Here is a 16,358-nt window from a genome sequence, read left to right as displayed (position 1 = left end):
CCCTTTTATTTACTCTGATTGATTACATTCTTTTATAAACTGCTCGAGTGCTTCATTTGCTTCTTTTGAAGGTTGGAAATTCACTAGTGCACGAAGAGGCATATATTTAAGCATTTCGCTCATCATGTCAGAACCACCTTCTTCACTTTTCGCTTCTGTTTCTTCATTTGGAGTAAAAGGACTATCGCCAAAATGACTCTCCAGCCATTGATTCAGCTTGTCTGCATGTTCAGACTGCATTAAATCACCAATCGTTGATTTACGAGTCACTTCAAAACTTGTTGGCTCAGAAGACGTAATTGAGATGGTTTCCGTAAGTGCAATTTCAGCAGAAGATGGTCCAACTCTTAATTCAAATTCTCCGCTTTCTACTGACCAGTCTTCTTTATCCATATTGTAGTAGGCAAAGGCACGACGATCTAATCCAAGGTGAACCTCTTTTGTTTCACCAGGTTCAAGCTCGACCTTATCAAATGCTTTAAGTTCTTTCTCCGGTCGAACAACAGATGATTGCTTGTCGTGCACGTATAATTGAACGATTTCTTTTCCTTTTACGGACCCCGTATTTTTAACTTGAACCGTAACCGTAACCGTAACCGTAACCGTAACTTTTTCTGAATCATTCAGTTCATGGCTAGAAACAGTCATGTTTTCATAAGAGTACGTTGTATAGCTTAACCCATGACCAAAAGGAAACAGTGGTTTGACCTTTTTGGTGTCATAGTAGCGATAGCCAACGAAAATCCCCTCTCGATACTCGACGCGATCATCTTCTCCCGGGAAATAAAGATAGGATGGGTTATCCTCAACTTTTACTGGGAACGTCTCAGCTAATTTACCGGAAGGAGATTCAACGCCATATAAGACATCTGCAACAGCGCCACCGCCTGCTTGTCCACCTAGGTACCCTTCAATAATAGATGGCATATCATCGACCCAAGGCATTTCAACAGGCGAGCCGTTGCTTAGAATCACAATGGTGTTTGGCTGTGCGTCTAAAACAGAGTGGATTAAGGCTTCATGGTTGGTTGGTAGAGACATATGATCTCGATCAAATCCCTCAGACTCATAGCGATCCGGCAAGCCAACAAACAAAATAGCTACCTCTGCATCTCGTGCGCAATCTGTTGCCTCACGAATCAACTGATCATCCTCTTTATCTTTTTCAAGGTCATATCCTTGTGCATAAGATAGCGAATCTGCATAAAGCGCGAGCTCATCATAAGCATTATCTAGTTGATACGGATTAATGTGAGAACTTCCTCCGCCTTGATATCGAGGCTTTTTAGCAAGCTCACCTATCACGGCAACGCTCTGACTCTTTTGAAGAGGAAGCAGGTCACCCTCGTTTTTTAAAAGAACAACAGCCTCTCTAGCAACTTTTCGTGCAAGCTGTGCTGTGCATCCATATCAACATCTACTAGATCCTTTTGAGAGGAAGACTTAACAACCAAATTCAAAATGCGAGTGACAGCATAATCAAGAGCTTGTTCGTCAAGCTCACCCTGTTCTATCGCATTAAGGATTTTCTGAGTTCCTACCCCGTTTGATGTTGGCATCTCTAAATCCATACCAGCTCCTACACCAGCGGCACGTTCATTCACCGCTCCCCAGTCAGAGACAACAAGACCATCAAATCCCCACTCATCACGAAGGATTGTTGTTAACAAACGCTTATGCTCTGAGGCATACTCTCCGTTAACCAGATTATAAGAGCACATAACTGTCCATGGCTGCGCTTCTTTTACTGCGCCTTCAAAACTAGCTAGATAGATCTCGCGCAGTGTTCGTTCATCAACTACAGCATCAACACTCATGCGGCGGTGCTCCTGATTGTTTACAGCAAAGTGCTTAAGAGAAGCACCTACGCCCTCACTCTGTACACCTTTAATATGAGCTGCTGCGAGCTGCGCAGAAACGTACGGATCCTCCGAAAAGTATTCGAAGTTGCGACCGCATAGCGGCGAACGTTTGATATTTGCACCTGGGCCGAGAAGAACAGCCACCTCTTCTTTTCGGGCCTCCTTACCTAAAGCCACCCCCACATCGTAGATCAGGTCACGATTCCACGTTGAGGCAAGGCTTACTGCTGAGGGAAAGCAGGTAGCAGGAACACTTTCATTTAAACCTAGGTGATCGGATTCACCAGCCTGCTTACGCAGTCCATGTGGGCCGTCCGTCATCATAATGGAAGGGATGCCTAATCGCTCAACGGCTTGTGTTGTCCAGAAATCCTTACCACTACATAACTCCGCTTTTTCTTCTATCGTCAGGTCATTTAACCATTGCTTCACTTGATTATTCAACTTTATATCCTCCTTATGTATCTAACGTAGGTATTTCCGTTTTTGAGGGATTGGAAACCTAAGGCTTTTTATGTAAGTTAAATAAAATGCAAGTCTTAATTGAATCTGATTATAAGAGTATGATTAATAAAGTCATATGTACCTTAAATAAATTGGGTTTTCGTAGCTTCTAAAAGTAAGTACTATTATGTAAGGGCTTACATTAAAGGGGGATAATTATGAAAAGAAGTCAGGTTTTAAAGCTTTCATTTTTTAGTAGTATTCTTATTTTAACGGCTGCATGTAGTAATAATGAATCTGCTCAAAAAGAAAGTAAGTTAGACCCGGTTGCATCAGCTGAGGAGCTACCAGAGTCTTTTGAGGAGCCAGTTTCAATTAGTTTAATTAAACATATATCTGGAGACATCTTATTTAAAGAGGGAGAGACAATTCAAGATAATGTGCATACAAAATGGGTGAAAGATACATTCAATATTGATCTAGATTACCTTTGGACAACAAGTGGACCAGACGACACTTTTGATACTAAGCTGCAACTGAGTATGTCGGCGAATGAAGAGTTACCATCAATTATTAGTTTAAGAAGTAATATAACTCAGGATTTAATTGATTCAGGTCGTGTAGTTGAAGTAGGTGAAATCTTTGATAAATACGCGTCATCAGCATGGAAGGAAGCAATGGAAGCAGATCCTCATGCATGGGATCCATATACACGGGAAGAAGGTAGATTTGCTATCCCTATATTAGATTATGAAATGAATGGAGATACTGTCTTATTCATTCGCCAGGATTGGTTAGACAAATTGGGGTTAGAGGGACCCGAGACTATGGAAGATATTGAATCGATTATGGATGAATTTGTAAATGAAGATCCGAGTGGAACCGGGGAAAAAACATATGGGTTAGCTGCAGGATTTGCAAACTCTTATAACACATGGATGTCCACCACAGATTGGGTATTTGGAGCATATGGTGCAATGCCTGATCAGTGGAATCTTACAGAAGATGGTACTCTAGAAAATGGTTCCATTCAACCTGAGGTTAAGGAAGGATTACAAACACTTAAGGAGTGGATGGAAAAAGGATATATACATCCTGAATCCGGCCTATGGGATGAAGTAAAAGCATCTGAATTATTTACATCTGGAAGAGCTGGAATCATTGCTGGACCACATTGGATGCCTGATTGGCCACTTGCGGAATTGCTTAATAATGTGGATGGTGCAGAGTATAAAGCATACGAAATACCTGTTGGTCCAAATGGTGAAGCGGGTCGTTCTACTGGAATCACGTCTCAAAATGGTGCTGTCATGATAAATGAAAGTGCGACGGAAGAAGAAATCCAAGCCTTTTTTGTCTACCAGAATTACCTATTTGAGAACTTTGCGAATCCTGTAGAAGGAAATGAATTCGAATACGGTTTTGCTGAAGGCTATGATTATTATTTAGATGAAGAAGATGTAAAGTATAAGGATGATGAAATTCCGGGTGGAAGAATAGATCCTGTTAAATACACAATTACTTTTGATGGAGCAAGAATTCCCTCTCTATACATCAATACGCTAGCTGAATTTGCACGTGGCCAGGAGCCCGAAACTCCATTTGAGAAAAAAGTGTATTTACAATATCCAGAAGCGGCTTGGGAAGGAGCTAGAATTGTTGTAGATGGAGCAGATAAACAGGTAGCGAGTATGTTTACTGGTGCACCAACACCTACGATGCTCTCAAGGCAAGATACTCTCGACACTATGCTCTCAGAGTCATTTAGTAAAATGATCTACGGAGAACAATCCATTGATGAATTCGAAAATATTGTTGATAAATGGAAAAGCTCTGGTGGAGATGATATTACTACGGAAGTAAATGAGTGGTATAAAACAATTCAAGAAAGCGAATAAGATTTATCTCCTCCTCTTGCAACGATTCAGATAAACTTTTAACAAGAGGAGGAATTAATGATGAGTAGATTAACACTGTTTCAAAAGGCAGTCATTATTCTGCTTTTATTACTGTTACCGACAGTACTTATTTATAGCTATTCAAATTATGTAACTGAACAAGTTATTATTGAAGACATTCACTCTCGTAACGTAAACCGATTAGAGGTATCAGTCAATCAGTTTGAATCTGACCTTGATCAAATTTCACAGTTTATTGTCGCTCTTAGTATCGATTCCGATATTAGTAGTTTAAGAAACATTGAATTGTACAGTCCTTTTGAAGCAGTTGCTTTGAAAGAAAATGTCTCTGAAAAACTCCGTACCTATCAGCAGTTAAGTAAGCTTTTAGTTGATGTGACAATTTATATGCCAAGTAATGATAACGCTATCACGACTATGCCTAATTTCCCTGATACTCCCGAGAATTTATCAAGTTCATGGAGTTATATAGAGAGTAGTACTGGCAGGGAGCAAGATTACTTTATTCGTCACGTACGATATCCATTAAATAACGTTGTCATTGGGAATGAAGTGATTATTGAAGCCCGAGTATATGCACAAAGTTTAAGAGATCATTTAGATGAATTAGTAACAACAAACGATAATGAAGCTTTTTTGTTTCATGACAATTTCGGAACGATTGCTCCAGAGAGAACCAATTCTACTTTAACAGAATCAATAGATCATCAGCTTCAAGGAAGCAGTGGCACGCTAAACGTTCATCATAATGGAATTCAGTATCTAGTTAGTTATGTACAATCAGAAGCTCTTGATTGGGTTTTAATTGACTTTTTTCCTCTGGATGAGTTGTTGAAACCTGTTTATACAAGTAGGTATTTACTGTATACATCTGTTGTACTCATGATTTTTTTTGGAGTCATTTCAGGTTGGCTTTTGTATAAGGAAATTCACATCCCAATTCGTGATTTAAGTCATGCTGTACACAAGATTAAACAAGCTGATTATTCCGTAAGAATTACAGCTGAGCATAATAATGAATTCCATAAACTAACACATGGCTTTAATGAAATGGCTCAACAAATTCAAACGTTAATTGAACAGGTATATGTGGAGAAGATTCGTTCACAAGATGCCTTTTTAAAATTAATGCAAGCTCAAATAAACCCTCATTTTCTTTACAACTGTCTATTCTATATTAAAAACATGGCTAAAGTTCAGCAAACAGAAGCTGTAGAGAAAATGGCTCTTCATTTAGGACACTATTTTAGATACCGAACGAGGGTTGAAGATGAAAAGACAAGATTACAGGAAGAAATAGATTTAGTTGAACATTTCTTATCCATTCATGCACTAAGAAAGAAATGTTTAACCTATTCAATTTCGGTACCAAAAGATATGTATGATCTTGAAATTCCAAGACTACTTATTCAGCCTATTGTTGAAAACGCAATTGTTCATGGAATTGAATCAGTCACAGGAAAAAGTTATATACGCATTTCAGGAAAGGTTAATCAGAATTCATATCTAATTACAATTGAAGATAACGGATTAGGTCTTTCTGACCTTGAAATGAACGAACTAGCTTTTAATTTGGAGGATGGTGAGGTTTTAAAAGATAGTTATGGGCTTCGCAACGTCCATCAACGCTTACAAAAAAAATATGATGACGAATCGGGCATTTATCTTAGTAAATCTGAACTTGGCGGATTAAAAGTTGAACTTAAATGGCAAGTGCTAGAGGCAAACAAATGAGGGGGCACTTACGTGTATACACTTCTATTGGTGGATGATGAAGAGGCAACCTTACTTGGCTTAAGTGCGATAGATTGGGGAGATTTAGGTATTACGACTATACTATCGGCCTCTTCAGTGAATGAAGCTTTAGAACTGCTAGAGTCTAATATTGTTCACGTAGTTGTTACCGACATTAGAATGCCAGGTCAATCAGGTATTGATCTATTAATTGAAATGAATAAAAGACAATACTCCACTAAAGGAATTCTTTTATCTGGATATGCGGAATTCGAATACGCTAAGCAGGCGATCCGTGTTCATGCTGTTGATTACTTACTTAAACCTTGCTCGGACGAGGAACTCTTGATTTCTGTAGAAGGTGTATTAAAAAAGTGGAAGGAAGAAGAAAGTCAGGATACGGAAAGACAGAATATGCTTTTGGAACTATCTAAAAAGCCTGTTTTTATTGGGGGGATACTATTAAGAAATTGGAAGGTTAATAAGACTGAAGTAGAACATATTCAAAGACAAATAGATGAATACCAACTCCCTATAAAAATTGACTCACAATGTTATTGGGTAGGAATCTACAACGAGCTCCTAAAAGAAGGAGCTTTAATAGAGCACGAAGTTCAATCCGAACTTTCATCAATTGGGTTTCCAATTATGCTAATGGAAGACCCTTGTACTGTTACCATTCTTCTAATTGTTCAAAATGAGGAACTATTTAATGGTAAAAAAGAGCTTCTTAATCACCAGATTATTAAATTGAAACAACGTTTATCTATGAAATTAAAAACCACAACTGTAGTAGAAATTACAGATTGTTTTACTTTTTGGCCAAACGTCATGGAGCAGATTAATCAAGTGAAACATTCTATTGAGAAAGCAAAGCAAGTTGGAAATAAGTCTTCATCAGAAACCTTAGTAGAACGTGCTAAGCAATATGTCAGGCTAAACCTTCATTCGTACCCAACTCTTCAAGGAGCTGCAGACAAACTTCAAGTTCATTCTGCTTACCTATCAAAGATTTTTAAAGAAATCTCAGGAGAGAATTTTTCTGATTATACACACCAGTTGAAAATGGAGCATGCAGTTTATCTCCTTGTGCATACGAACCAACGAGTTATAAAAGTTGCCGAATCTCTTGGGTACAGCGATTCGTCCTATTTTATTAAAGTATTTAAAAAGTATTTCAATAAGACTCCACAGGAATTCAGAAACAGGTAATGGAAGGAGTGTTTTAATGAGCGCATTAACAAATCCTCAAAATGAATTGAAATACCAAAAGAAGAAGAAAAGGAAAAAGAGTGCTTGGAATTTAAAACGGAATTGGCCGTTACATGTGCTGGTAATGCCGGCGATTATTCTTGCCTTTATTTTTAACTACTTACCTCTTGCAGGAATTGTAATGGCTTTTCAAGAGTACAAGCCATGGCACGGCTTTACAGGGTCAGAATGGGTAGGTTTTGACCAATTTAGGAAGATCTTTGAGTTTAGTGAGGGTAGGCAGGTTATTTGGAATACACTAGTGATCTCTAGCTTTAAAATTGTCTTTCAATTAATTATTCCGATTGCGTTTGCATTGTTACTAAATGAAGTAAGGGTCACGGCATTTAAACGATCCATACAGACACTAGTTTATCTCCCTCATTTTCTCTCGTGGGTTATTTTAGGAGGTATTTTACTCGATTTATTAAGTGTAGATGGAGGACTAGTTAATCAGTTTCTTAATTATTTTGGAATAAACTCTATCTTTTTTCTAGGTGATGGTGACTGGTTCCGTGTCACTGTGATTGCAAGTGATGTTTGGAAGGACTTTGGGTTTTCTGCGATTATTTTTTTGGCAGCACTTTCAGGTATTAACCCTGCTTTATATGAAGCTGCCGTAGTGGATGGGGCCAATCGTTTTCAACAAGTATTATTCATTACGTTACCTGCACTGCTACCAATTACTATTGTAGTTGCTACTCTCGCTCTAGGGAACATATTAAACGCAGGATTTGATCAAATTTTCAATCTATATAACCCGTTGGTTTATGATAAAGGCGATATTATTGATACGTATGTTTATCGACAAGGGCTATTGGGAGGAAATTTCAGTTATGCGACTGCTGTAGGGCTTTTTAAATCAGTTATAGCCTTTATTTTGATCGTTCTAGGGTATCGTCTAGCCTATAAATACGCAAATTATCGTATCTTTTAAGGAGGAATGAGTATGAATCACATGAGTAAATCTTATCGAATATTTACTATATTGAATACAGGATTTTTAATCTTACTTGGAATTATTTGTATCATTCCTCTGATTCATATTTTAGCTGTATCATTTAGTGCACCAGCTTCAACCAATGCAAATTTAGTACGATTCTTACCCATAGATTTTACAATTTCAGCTTGGGAACAAACGTTAGGGAACGATAACTTCTTGCGTGCACTTTGGAATGGAGTCTCAAGAACGGTACTTGGTACAGTAGTCAGCTTAGTAACCATTACTTTAGCTGCTTATGCCTTATCTAAAGAAGATCATGAGTTTAAAGGGAGAACGTTTTATATCTATTTTTTAGTATTCATCATGCTTTTCAATGGAGGATTAATTCCTACTTATATTCTTGTACAGAACCTAGGGTTAATTAATACGATTTGGGCTTTGGTGCTACCAGGTGCAGTAAACGTGTTTAATCTTATCCTAATGTTGAATTTCTTCCGAACGGGGGTACCAAAATCTCTGGAGGAAGCCGCTTTAATAGATGGAGCTGGTCATTTTAGAATTCTTTTTAGTATTTATTTGCCGATCTCACTGCCAGCTCTTGCAACGATCGGATTGTTTACGATGGTAGGTCAATGGAATTCGTGGTTTGATGGATTGATTTATTTAACGGATTCATCTAAGTTTCCACTATCGACTTTTTTACAAACCATTATTGTACAGAATGACTATTCACAAATGAACGTGAATCCAGATGAGATGAAGGCGATGTCTGAAAGAACCGTGCGTGCTGCTCAAATCTTTATTGGTGCATTGCCAATTATAATGGTTTACCCTTTCTTACAGAAGTATTTTGTAAAAGGGATCGTACTAGGCTCGGTTAAGGAATAAAGAAATTAAAATGAAGGCTTGCTGACGAATGAAGCTGTCAGCAGGCTTTTTTTCTTTTATACACTCTTTTTACAGTATCCTTTTAGATACAATGTCACTCATAAGTGCGTACTTACAAATGGTGAGCTTTCTTTCTATAATAAGGATAGAGGTGATTAGATGGAGAAGTATCGGATTAATCCTAACAAGTTTGAGTTTGGTTTATATACATTGGGGGATCACTTAGCGAATCCTTGGACGGGTGAGCGAATCCCTGTACAGCAACGACTGCAGGAAATTATTAAATTGGCTCAGCTCGCTGAGCAGGCGGGTCTTGATTTCTTCAGCGTTGGCGAAAGTCATCAGGAATTTTTTGCGACACAAGCACATGCGGTTGTGTTATCAGCGATTGCGCAGGCAACGGAAAAGATTAAGATTGCAAGTAGCTCAACAATTATTAGTACGTCAGACCCTGTGCGAGTCTACGAGAATTTTTCTACAATTGATTTGTTGTCAGGTGGGCGTGCAGAGATCGTTGCAGGGCGCGCTTCACGTGTCGGCTTATACGAGCTGCTGGGCTATGACCTACACAATTATGAAGAACTATTTGAAGAGAAGTTTGATTTGCTACGTAAGATTAATGAAGAAGAGGTAGTCAACTGGAGTGGAGAATTCCGTAAGCCGCTTCGGAATGCAGAGGTTCTTCCACGTCCAACGAATGGCCGCCTGCCCATCTGGCGTGCAGTTGGGGGAACACCAACTAGTGCTATTAAAGCGGGCTATGCAGGGGTTCCGATGTTCCTGGCTCATTTGGGTGGACCGGTTGAAGCATTTAAACGTACGGTGGATGCGTACCGTATGGCTGCAACAGAAGGTGGACATGATCCGGCAGCTTTACCAGTTGCGACAGCAGGTTTCTTCTATGCAGCAGAGACGACTCAACAGGCGATTGATGAGTATTATCCTCACATCAATGAAGGCATGAAGCGTACCAATGGTCAAGGGTTCCCACGCTTTCTGTTTGAGCAGGGTACTGATCCACATAACGTGATGAATGTGGGAAGTCCTGAGCAAATTATTGAGAAGATCCTTTATCAACGCGAAGTATTTGGTCATCAGCGATATGTAGCACAAATGGACTTTGGTGGGGTTCCGTTAGAAAAGCTTGAGAAAAATATTGAGATCATCGCAACGAAGATCTTACCTGCTGTTCGTAAATATACGGCAGAGTAAAAAAAACGCAGGACCCTAAGCGGGCAACCTGCGTTTTTCTCATGAACTTATATCTCTTCACCATTTGTCTCAATGACTTTCTTATACCAGTGGAAGGAATCTTTCTTTGAGCGGTTCATCGATCCATTTCCCTCGTTGTCACGGTCAACATGGATCATACCATAGCGTTTTTTCATTTCACCTGTTGTGAAGGAGACAATGTCAATAATCCCCCAAGGTGTGTACCCCATAAGATCCACGCCATCATAGGTAACGGCTTTTGTAAGTTCTTTAATATGATTTTTTAGATAATCAATTCGCTGTGTATCGTGAATCGATCCATCTTCATCCAGCTTGGTCCACTGCACCAAAGCCATTTTCAACGATAAATAATGGAATCTGGTAGCGATCATAAAAGCGGTTTAGAGTGTATCGTAATCCAACTGGATCAATCGTCCAACCCCAGTCACTTGCAGAGATATAGGGGTTGTCCACGCTGTTTGGAAGTCCGCCGTTTAAGATGCTATTTGTGTCAGCTTTTGCATCACTTTTAACTGTAGTTGACATGTAATAACTGAACCCTAAATAATCAACGGTCCCGTTACGTAGAATATCCTCATCACCCTCTTCAAATGGGATGCTGTACCCTTCACGTTCAAACTCTTTTAGTATGTAGTTTGGGTAAGCTCCACGAACATGTACATCTGGGAAGAAGTATCGCTGTCTCATAGATTCTTCCGCTAACATGATGTCATCTGGATTAGAAGAGTACGGGTAGATCGGAACGTGTGACACCATGGCTCCAATTTGGAAGGCAGGGTTAATCTCTTTTCCTTTTACAACAGCCAATGCACTTGATAGTAATTCATGGTGCCCAAGCCTGATACATAACTTCTTTAGCATTCTCGCCTTCTTTAACAGCTACACCAGAATTTGTCCAAAGGAACAACGGATTATCAACATCCATTTTGTTGTTAATCTCGTTAAAGGTCATCCAGTAGGTTACTTTATCCTTATAGCGGGCAAAGCAGACTTCTGCAAACTTCACGAAGAAATCAACCACTTTACGATTGCGGAAACCACCATATTCTCTAGCTAAATGAAGAGGCATCTCAAAGTGAGACAACGTCACAACCGGTTCAATGCCATGAGCTAATAACTCATCAAAAAGATCATCGTAGAATTTCATACCTGCTTCATTTGGTTCGGATTCGTCACCTTTAGGAAAAATTCTGCTCCAGCCTATCGAGGTACGTAGACACTTTAACCCCATCTCAGCAAAGAGAGCTACGTCCTCTTTATACCGATGATAAAAATCAATGGCCTCATGGTTCGGGTAAAAAGCGTCCTCTTCAATCGTTTCAGTAATTCGTCTCGGGACTCCGTGTGCACCTGCTGTCATCACATCAACTACACTTGGTCCTTTTCCACCTTGATTCCATCCACCCTCAAATTGGTGTGCAGCTAAAGCGCCGCCCCAAAGAAAATCCTTAGGTAATTGTTTCATCTATAGACCCCCTAATTATGATTGATTATACACTTACATTATAATTGTACCGTTATAATTTATCAATAACCTAATAATGTTTGATCTATGGCTATATGGTATGATTTAGGGACAAGAACAAAAAAGCAAAAAGAGGACTGTCTATGCTAAAGTATGAGGAAATTGCAAAGGAATTAGAAAAGAATATTAGTCAAAATGAGCTTGAGCAAGGAAGTAAGCTTCCGGTACTTGAAACGTTAATGGGGCAATATCAAGCGAGCAAAAGTACTGTTATTAAAGCAATTAGCTTATTGGAGAAAAAGGGATTAGTCTATCAAGTAAGGGGAAGTGGCATTTTTGTAAGGAAACAAAAGCGTAAAGGCTATATTCGTTTCACGAACCAAGGATTTAGTGGGGAGCTTCGAGATGATAAGATTACTGCGAAAGTAATCGAACTGGACATTAGAAAGCCAACGCAGGAAGCAGCAGAGAGTCTTAATATTGATCTTGATGAGGATGTCTATTACGTCAAACGTGTTCGTTATATCAACGGGCAAACGCTCTGCTTAGAGGAATCCTATTACAACAAGTCAATTGTGACCTATTTGAATAACGAAATTGCAACCAATTCAATTTTTGACTACATCAGCGAAGCCCTTGGGCACAAAATTGGGTTCTCTGATATGTATCTTCATGTGAATTCGCTAACCAAAGTAGAAGCAGAGTATTTGGGGTTACAAGAGGGTGAACCTAAATTATTTGTAGAGACGATATTTCATTTGAATAATGCTCAACCATTTGATTTTTCTAGGGTTACGTATAATTATCAACAATCGCAGTTCTTTTTTCAGTCGACAGGGTATTCGATGTAGGGGGAGCTCGGCAAACAGAACGGGTACGGTTCATTTTAAAAAGGGAGAAGACAAATGAAACAAACATATTGGACTTCAGATCTATTTGATGAGTATGAACTTTCGCCATTAACCGATTCAATTGTACAAGAAGTAGAAAAGCAGTTAAATGTCCGTTTTCCTAAAGCGTATCTTCAACTTCTAAAAGTACAAAACGGAGGCTATTTACATTTTGACAAATTTCCATTTGCGTATGAATCTGAGGACGAAAGCTTAACAATTGAACACTTATTCGGATTGAGCGTAGATCAAGAAGAAGGCGTATTACAATCGTCATATTTAATAAATGAGTGGGAATTACCTAAGAAGATTGTTTTACTAAGTGGTAATGGTTCAGTTTGGATAGCCTTAGATTATAGGCAGAATAAGATTGATCCGTGTGTTGTCTTAATCGATGTCGATTTAGAATTTGAAGCAACCATTGCAGAGTCCTTTAATGAATTCCTGACGAAGCTATACCGTGAAACTGACTCTGATCAGGATTATACATCTGAAGAGGAACAGATCGAATATACATACGAAGAAGGTAATAAGGTGTTTTCTAGAAATAACATAGGTAAAATCAGTTCTGCCCTGTCTTATTTTATTAACACAGACAGTGATACAAACTGGCTTCTTACTCAGTTAAAAAAGGTTGCTGTAAAAGAAGATGAGTATATTGTGCAGGATGCCGCTGTAACACTTTATCATATTGTCGATCTGCGCTTAGATGAAGAAGGGCTAAACCAAGTGTCTATCCAAGAGGTAATTGATTTACTGAAACGGTATCCTCATCGACCAGTCCAAAACTTCGCAAAGAAAATACAAAGGCTTTTTGATGCGAAACAAGTGTGAATAGATTGGAGTGAACGATTTGAAGATCTTACGTTTGGATCATTTTGTTTTAACAGTAAAGAGTATTGAGGTATCATGTGCGTTTTATCAAGATGTGCTAGGTATGGAGATTGAAACCTTTGGAGAAGGAAGAAAGGCTGCAAAATTTGGACAGCAGAAGATTAATTTTCATCAAGCTGGTCAAGAGATTGATCCAAAAGCCAAAAGTCCATTATCTGGTTCAAGTGATATGTGTTTCATTACAAATGAAAGTGAATCTAGTTTGATTGAAATGTTGAAACAAAATGGTGTAGCGATTATTTGGGTCCTGTTAAAAGAACAGGTGCATTAGGTCCTATTCTTTCTGTTTATATTAGAGATCCTGATGGGAATTTGATTGAGATATCTAGTTATGAAATGAACAAGTGAAAATGTAGCTAAAAACCCTTCCTCATTTTAAGAGGAAGGGTTTTTGGTCAGCGGACAAACACCACAGTATTCATTTTTATCCATTAAATAATACATACAGCAGGTACGGCGTGTACAGGTCTCAGTATCTAGATGTAAGAAGGGAGCTAGTGGATTCTCTTTTAATTGAAAGAGGTCTCCGCTTGCTTCTTTTAGGAAATTAAAATCCGCTATAACGTGATCGGATTGGGTTTGGCTAAGCTCTTCTTTAAGTAACTGACGATAAAAAGAATTGATTCGCACGGCTGCATTTTCCCAAAGGATTTTGGATGAGAGCTTAGACGTTCGCTGCAGCATGACGATCATGGGTGTTAAGTGCCGAGCAAACATGGGGTGCAGGACGCTGTGCAGCCAGGCTTTGCGGTTATCTGCTTCCCATTCGTTCCAGTCACATGCGTTTTGTTTAATATGTAGCTTACGGTCTTTACCAAACAGGCAGCTTTCAATTGGTAAGGATACAAATGCATTGTTTAAGCTTATTTGATAAAGCGCCGCTGCAATGGTAATTCGTGCATATTGTTTCATAAATAATGATGCAGTAACTCGTAAGTTAGGGGCATTAATTTCATGCATATATTGAGTAAGAAAAGAACGACATTGATCGTCGTTTAATAGATTAATGGCGGGTGTTCCTTGTTCTTTTATTGCTTCTTCCCAAGTGAAAATGCCAAAAGGCTTTAATTCTTCCATCTGTAACTCGTTAACGGCCATGGTTCACCTTCCTACACGAAAAATTTCTGAATAGAGCTTATCCGTTTATTATTCGTGAGTAGGTAAATGTTGAACATGGACATTTGCGTGATGTTGTTGAACATTTAAGACTATTATTAGATTCTCTCAGTTAATAACTGCTGCATTTTATTCAGAAATAAATGTTGTGAGAAGGAGTTATAGCTGGTGTATAAGTGATTTGTGTCAAGAATTGAATAGATCTTGTCCTGTTGGACAGCTTTGAGTGCGTTCCACTCTGGACTTTGCTGTACGTGTACTATTTGGTTACGTATAGCTTGTTTACTTGGTAGTCTATTTTTGTTTCGATAGATGGTTAACAAGATATGGTCTGGATTCATCATACATAAGTCGGAAAGGGAGATTTCTTTCACATGATAGATCTGCTCCACTCCTGCAGGTTTTGAGATGTGTAAATCGTTGTATAGAACACTGCCAAGATTTCGTTGTCCATATACACAAATTGCACCTTCTCCTATCCCCAGTATAAGAATATTGCCACTACCAACTTTATGTTTTATCTGTTTCTTAACCATCTCTACTTTTGTGTGATACGTTTCCAAAAAAGTCATAGCTTCATTTTCTCTATTAAGTAAACGAGCCATAATATCTAAATTCTTTTTCCAAGCTATCTTGAAAGGATAGAGTGACTGTAGGAGCAATATGATGGTACAGCTCGTCTTTATTGGTTTGTTTTTGATCTGCAGGTGCACATCTAACAATTAGTTCAGGCTTAACAGTAAGCAATCTTTCTAAATCAGGATACTCATTGCCAATTGAAAGGGTATGCTCGATTTCGCTAGTAAGAGGAAAAGATTGATTCCGTATAGCGGCGTAAGGCTCAATACCAAGTGCAAGCGAGTGACCAGTAACAACATGGTTAAGTGAGGCCAAACGTCTCGATTGTTTTAATTTATTTATATAAAACGTAGGGGAGTACCCCTCTTTTGTTTTGAATTTTCGACTAAAATAAAACTCATCAGTGAACCCTACTTGTTTAGCAATAGAGCGAATTGGTTCATTTGTTTGAATCAGCCGTTGCTTGGCTTGCCACAGACGGACATCATTTAAGTACGTGATCGGACTTTTTTGAAAGTATTGCTTAAATTTACGTGAATAATAATCAACATTCAGTCCAGTCATTTGAGCAAGTTGGTCACGTGTAATCTCTAAGTGGTAATGGGTGTTTATGTATTCACGGCTTTTATGAATGAGTTGTTCAATAGATAAGGACTGTCCAGTTTGTAATTCGTTAAATACTGTGTAGATCCATTTTTGAAATAAGATATTCGCCATCATCTTATCGTGGTCTTGTAGATTGAAGATCTCTTCTGCTTTTGTCTGTAGTAACGAGTGTTGTGTTGTATAGAGCTTTTGAGGGCAAGAAAGAGGACTTTGTTTGTACTCTCCGGCCACTTGATCTATTAAAGAATAAAATTGAAAATGATATCCTTGTAGGCGTTCTGTGAAGTGGATCTCCTGCTTTTTATGATTGTTGGCATGTGAAAAAAAGACAGAATCCTCATTAATAGAATAGTTAGTTCCGTTTAGTTCAATCTGTCCAATGGATTCTTTAAATAGAATGAAACTATGGTGAGACGGAGTTTGCATGATACTTTTTTGTGAATCAAAATAGGTAACGCTTTCTAATTTATATACATAAGAGGAAAGTTCGTTTTTTATGTTGTCATTAAAAGTCATAGAAATATCCTTTCCTTT

11 protein-coding genes and 3 pseudogenes are annotated in these 16,358 nt (G+C 38.5%); 9 read left to right on the top strand and 5 right to left on the bottom strand.

The features are described from left to right. Positions 1 to 9 precede the first annotated feature (9 nt). Positions 10 to 2,306, bottom strand: a pseudogene (locus NDM98_RS12915) (glycoside hydrolase family 3 C-terminal domain-containing protein). Between the two features lie 218 nt (positions 2,307 to 2,524). Between NDM98_RS12915 and NDM98_RS12910 the strand changes: the two are divergent. The 6 genes from NDM98_RS12910 to NDM98_RS12885 all read left to right on the top strand — a co-directional run bounded on the left by NDM98_RS12910 (position 2,525) and on the right by NDM98_RS12885 (position 10,253). Further along, on the top strand, positions 2,525 to 4,204 hold the full coding sequence (locus NDM98_RS12910; RefSeq protein ID WP_251608263.1) for a type 2 periplasmic-binding domain-containing protein: 1,680 nt from the start codon (positions 2,525 to 2,527) through the stop codon (positions 4,202 to 4,204). A 57-nt stretch (positions 4,205 to 4,261) separates the two neighbouring features. Then, complete coding sequence (locus NDM98_RS12905) at positions 4,262 to 5,959, top strand: sensor histidine kinase (protein ID WP_251608261.1); 1,698 nt, start codon at positions 4,262 to 4,264, stop codon at positions 5,957 to 5,959. 12 nt (positions 5,960 to 5,971) lie between these two features. Next, positions 5,972 to 7,171 carry a response regulator transcription factor gene (locus NDM98_RS12900; RefSeq protein ID WP_251608259.1) on the top strand — a complete coding sequence of 400 codons (1,200 nt, stop codon included), beginning with the start codon at positions 5,972 to 5,974 and terminating at the stop codon, positions 7,169 to 7,171. A gap of 16 nt (positions 7,172 to 7,187) precedes the next feature. Beyond that, positions 7,188 to 8,147 (top strand): ABC transporter permease, encoded by a 960-nt coding sequence (locus tag NDM98_RS12895; protein ID WP_251608257.1) that lies wholly within the window; start codon positions 7,188 to 7,190, stop codon positions 8,145 to 8,147. Between the two features lie 12 nt (positions 8,148 to 8,159). Then, a complete protein-coding gene (locus tag NDM98_RS12890; RefSeq protein WP_251608255.1) occupies positions 8,160 to 9,041 on the top strand; it encodes a carbohydrate ABC transporter permease in 882 nt (293 codons plus the stop codon). A gap of 159 nt (positions 9,042 to 9,200) precedes the next feature. Beyond that, complete coding sequence (locus NDM98_RS12885; protein ID WP_251608253.1) at positions 9,201 to 10,253, top strand: LLM class flavin-dependent oxidoreductase; 1,053 nt, start codon at positions 9,201 to 9,203, stop codon at positions 10,251 to 10,253. A gap of 47 nt (positions 10,254 to 10,300) precedes the next feature. Here NDM98_RS12885 and bglA read toward each other — a convergent pair. Then, positions 10,301 to 11,739 (bottom strand): annotated as a pseudogene (bglA, locus tag NDM98_RS12880) (6-phospho-beta-glucosidase BglA). Positions 11,740 to 11,882: 143 nt separating this feature from the next. Between bglA and NDM98_RS12875 the strand changes: the two are divergent. From NDM98_RS12875 to NDM98_RS12865, 3 genes and pseudogenes are all read left to right on the top strand, one after another. Beyond that, complete coding sequence (locus NDM98_RS12875) at positions 11,883 to 12,590, top strand: GntR family transcriptional regulator (protein WP_251608250.1); 708 nt, start codon at positions 11,883 to 11,885, stop codon at positions 12,588 to 12,590. Positions 12,591 to 12,644: 54 nt separating this feature from the next. Beyond that, positions 12,645 to 13,463, top strand: coding sequence for an SMI1/KNR4 family protein (locus tag NDM98_RS12870; RefSeq protein WP_251608249.1), 819 nt, complete (start codon positions 12,645 to 12,647; stop codon positions 13,461 to 13,463). 19 nt (positions 13,464 to 13,482) lie between these two features. Next, a pseudogene (locus tag NDM98_RS12865) lies at positions 13,483 to 13,871 on the top strand (VOC family protein). A gap of 27 nt (positions 13,872 to 13,898) precedes the next feature. Here the strand turns inward: NDM98_RS12865 and NDM98_RS12860 are convergent. The 3 genes from NDM98_RS12860 to NDM98_RS12850 all read right to left on the bottom strand — a co-directional run bounded on the left by NDM98_RS12860 (position 13,899) and on the right by NDM98_RS12850 (position 16,340). Continuing rightward, positions 13,899 to 14,621, bottom strand: a complete 723-nt coding sequence (locus NDM98_RS12860) for an IucA/IucC family C-terminal-domain containing protein (RefSeq protein WP_251608247.1) — start codon at positions 14,619 to 14,621, stop codon at positions 13,899 to 13,901. A 116-nt stretch (positions 14,622 to 14,737) separates the two neighbouring features. Continuing rightward, on the bottom strand, positions 14,738 to 15,244 hold the full coding sequence (locus tag NDM98_RS12855) for an ABC transporter substrate-binding protein (RefSeq protein ID WP_251608245.1): 507 nt from the start codon (positions 15,242 to 15,244) through the stop codon (positions 14,738 to 14,740). Beyond that, the gene (locus NDM98_RS12850) at positions 15,228 to 16,340 is read right to left on the bottom strand and encodes a helix-turn-helix domain-containing protein (protein WP_251608243.1); all 1,113 of its coding nucleotides are present in this window, start codon (positions 16,338 to 16,340) and stop codon (positions 15,228 to 15,230) included. Before NDM98_RS12850 ends, NDM98_RS12855 begins: the two co-directional genes overlap by 17 nt. Positions 16,341 to 16,358 lie beyond the last annotated feature (18 nt).

This window comes from Alkalicoccobacillus plakortidis, from assembly GCF_023703085.1.
Lineage (GTDB): Bacteria > Bacillota > Bacilli > Bacillales > Bacillaceae_D > Alkalicoccobacillus > Alkalicoccobacillus plakortidis.
The sequence above is the reverse complement of the archived record's forward strand: the minus strand, read 5'-3'. Positions and strand labels throughout refer to the sequence as shown.

Excerpts from the sequence above, each read along its gene's own strand:
- NDM98_RS12910 (WP_251608263.1), top strand. The coding sequence starts at position 2,525 with ATGAAAAGAAGTCAGGTTTTAAAGCTTTCATTTTTTAGTAGTATTCTT.
- NDM98_RS12905 (WP_251608261.1), top strand. The coding sequence starts at position 4,262 with ATGATGAGTAGATTAACACTGTTTCAAAAGGCAGTCATTATTCTGCTT.
- NDM98_RS12895 (WP_251608257.1), top strand. The coding sequence starts at position 7,188 with ATGAGCGCATTAACAAATCCTCAAAATGAATTGAAATACCAAAAGAAG.
- NDM98_RS12890 (WP_251608255.1), top strand. The coding sequence starts at position 8,160 with ATGAATCACATGAGTAAATCTTATCGAATATTTACTATATTGAATACA.
- NDM98_RS12885 (WP_251608253.1), top strand. The coding sequence starts at position 9,201 with ATGGAGAAGTATCGGATTAATCCTAACAAGTTTGAGTTTGGTTTATAT.
- NDM98_RS12875 (WP_251608250.1), top strand. The coding sequence starts at position 11,883 with ATGCTAAAGTATGAGGAAATTGCAAAGGAATTAGAAAAGAATATTAGT.
- NDM98_RS12870 (WP_251608249.1), top strand. The coding sequence starts at position 12,645 with ATGAAACAAACATATTGGACTTCAGATCTATTTGATGAGTATGAACTT.
- NDM98_RS12860 (WP_251608247.1), bottom strand. The coding sequence starts at position 14,621 with ATGGCCGTTAACGAGTTACAGATGGAAGAATTAAAGCCTTTTGGCATT.
- NDM98_RS12855 (WP_251608245.1), bottom strand. The coding sequence starts at position 15,244 with ATGGCTCGTTTACTTAATAGAGAAAATGAAGCTATGACTTTTTTGGAA.
- NDM98_RS12850 (WP_251608243.1), bottom strand. The coding sequence starts at position 16,340 with ATGACTTTTAATGACAACATAAAAAACGAACTTTCCTCTTATGTATAT.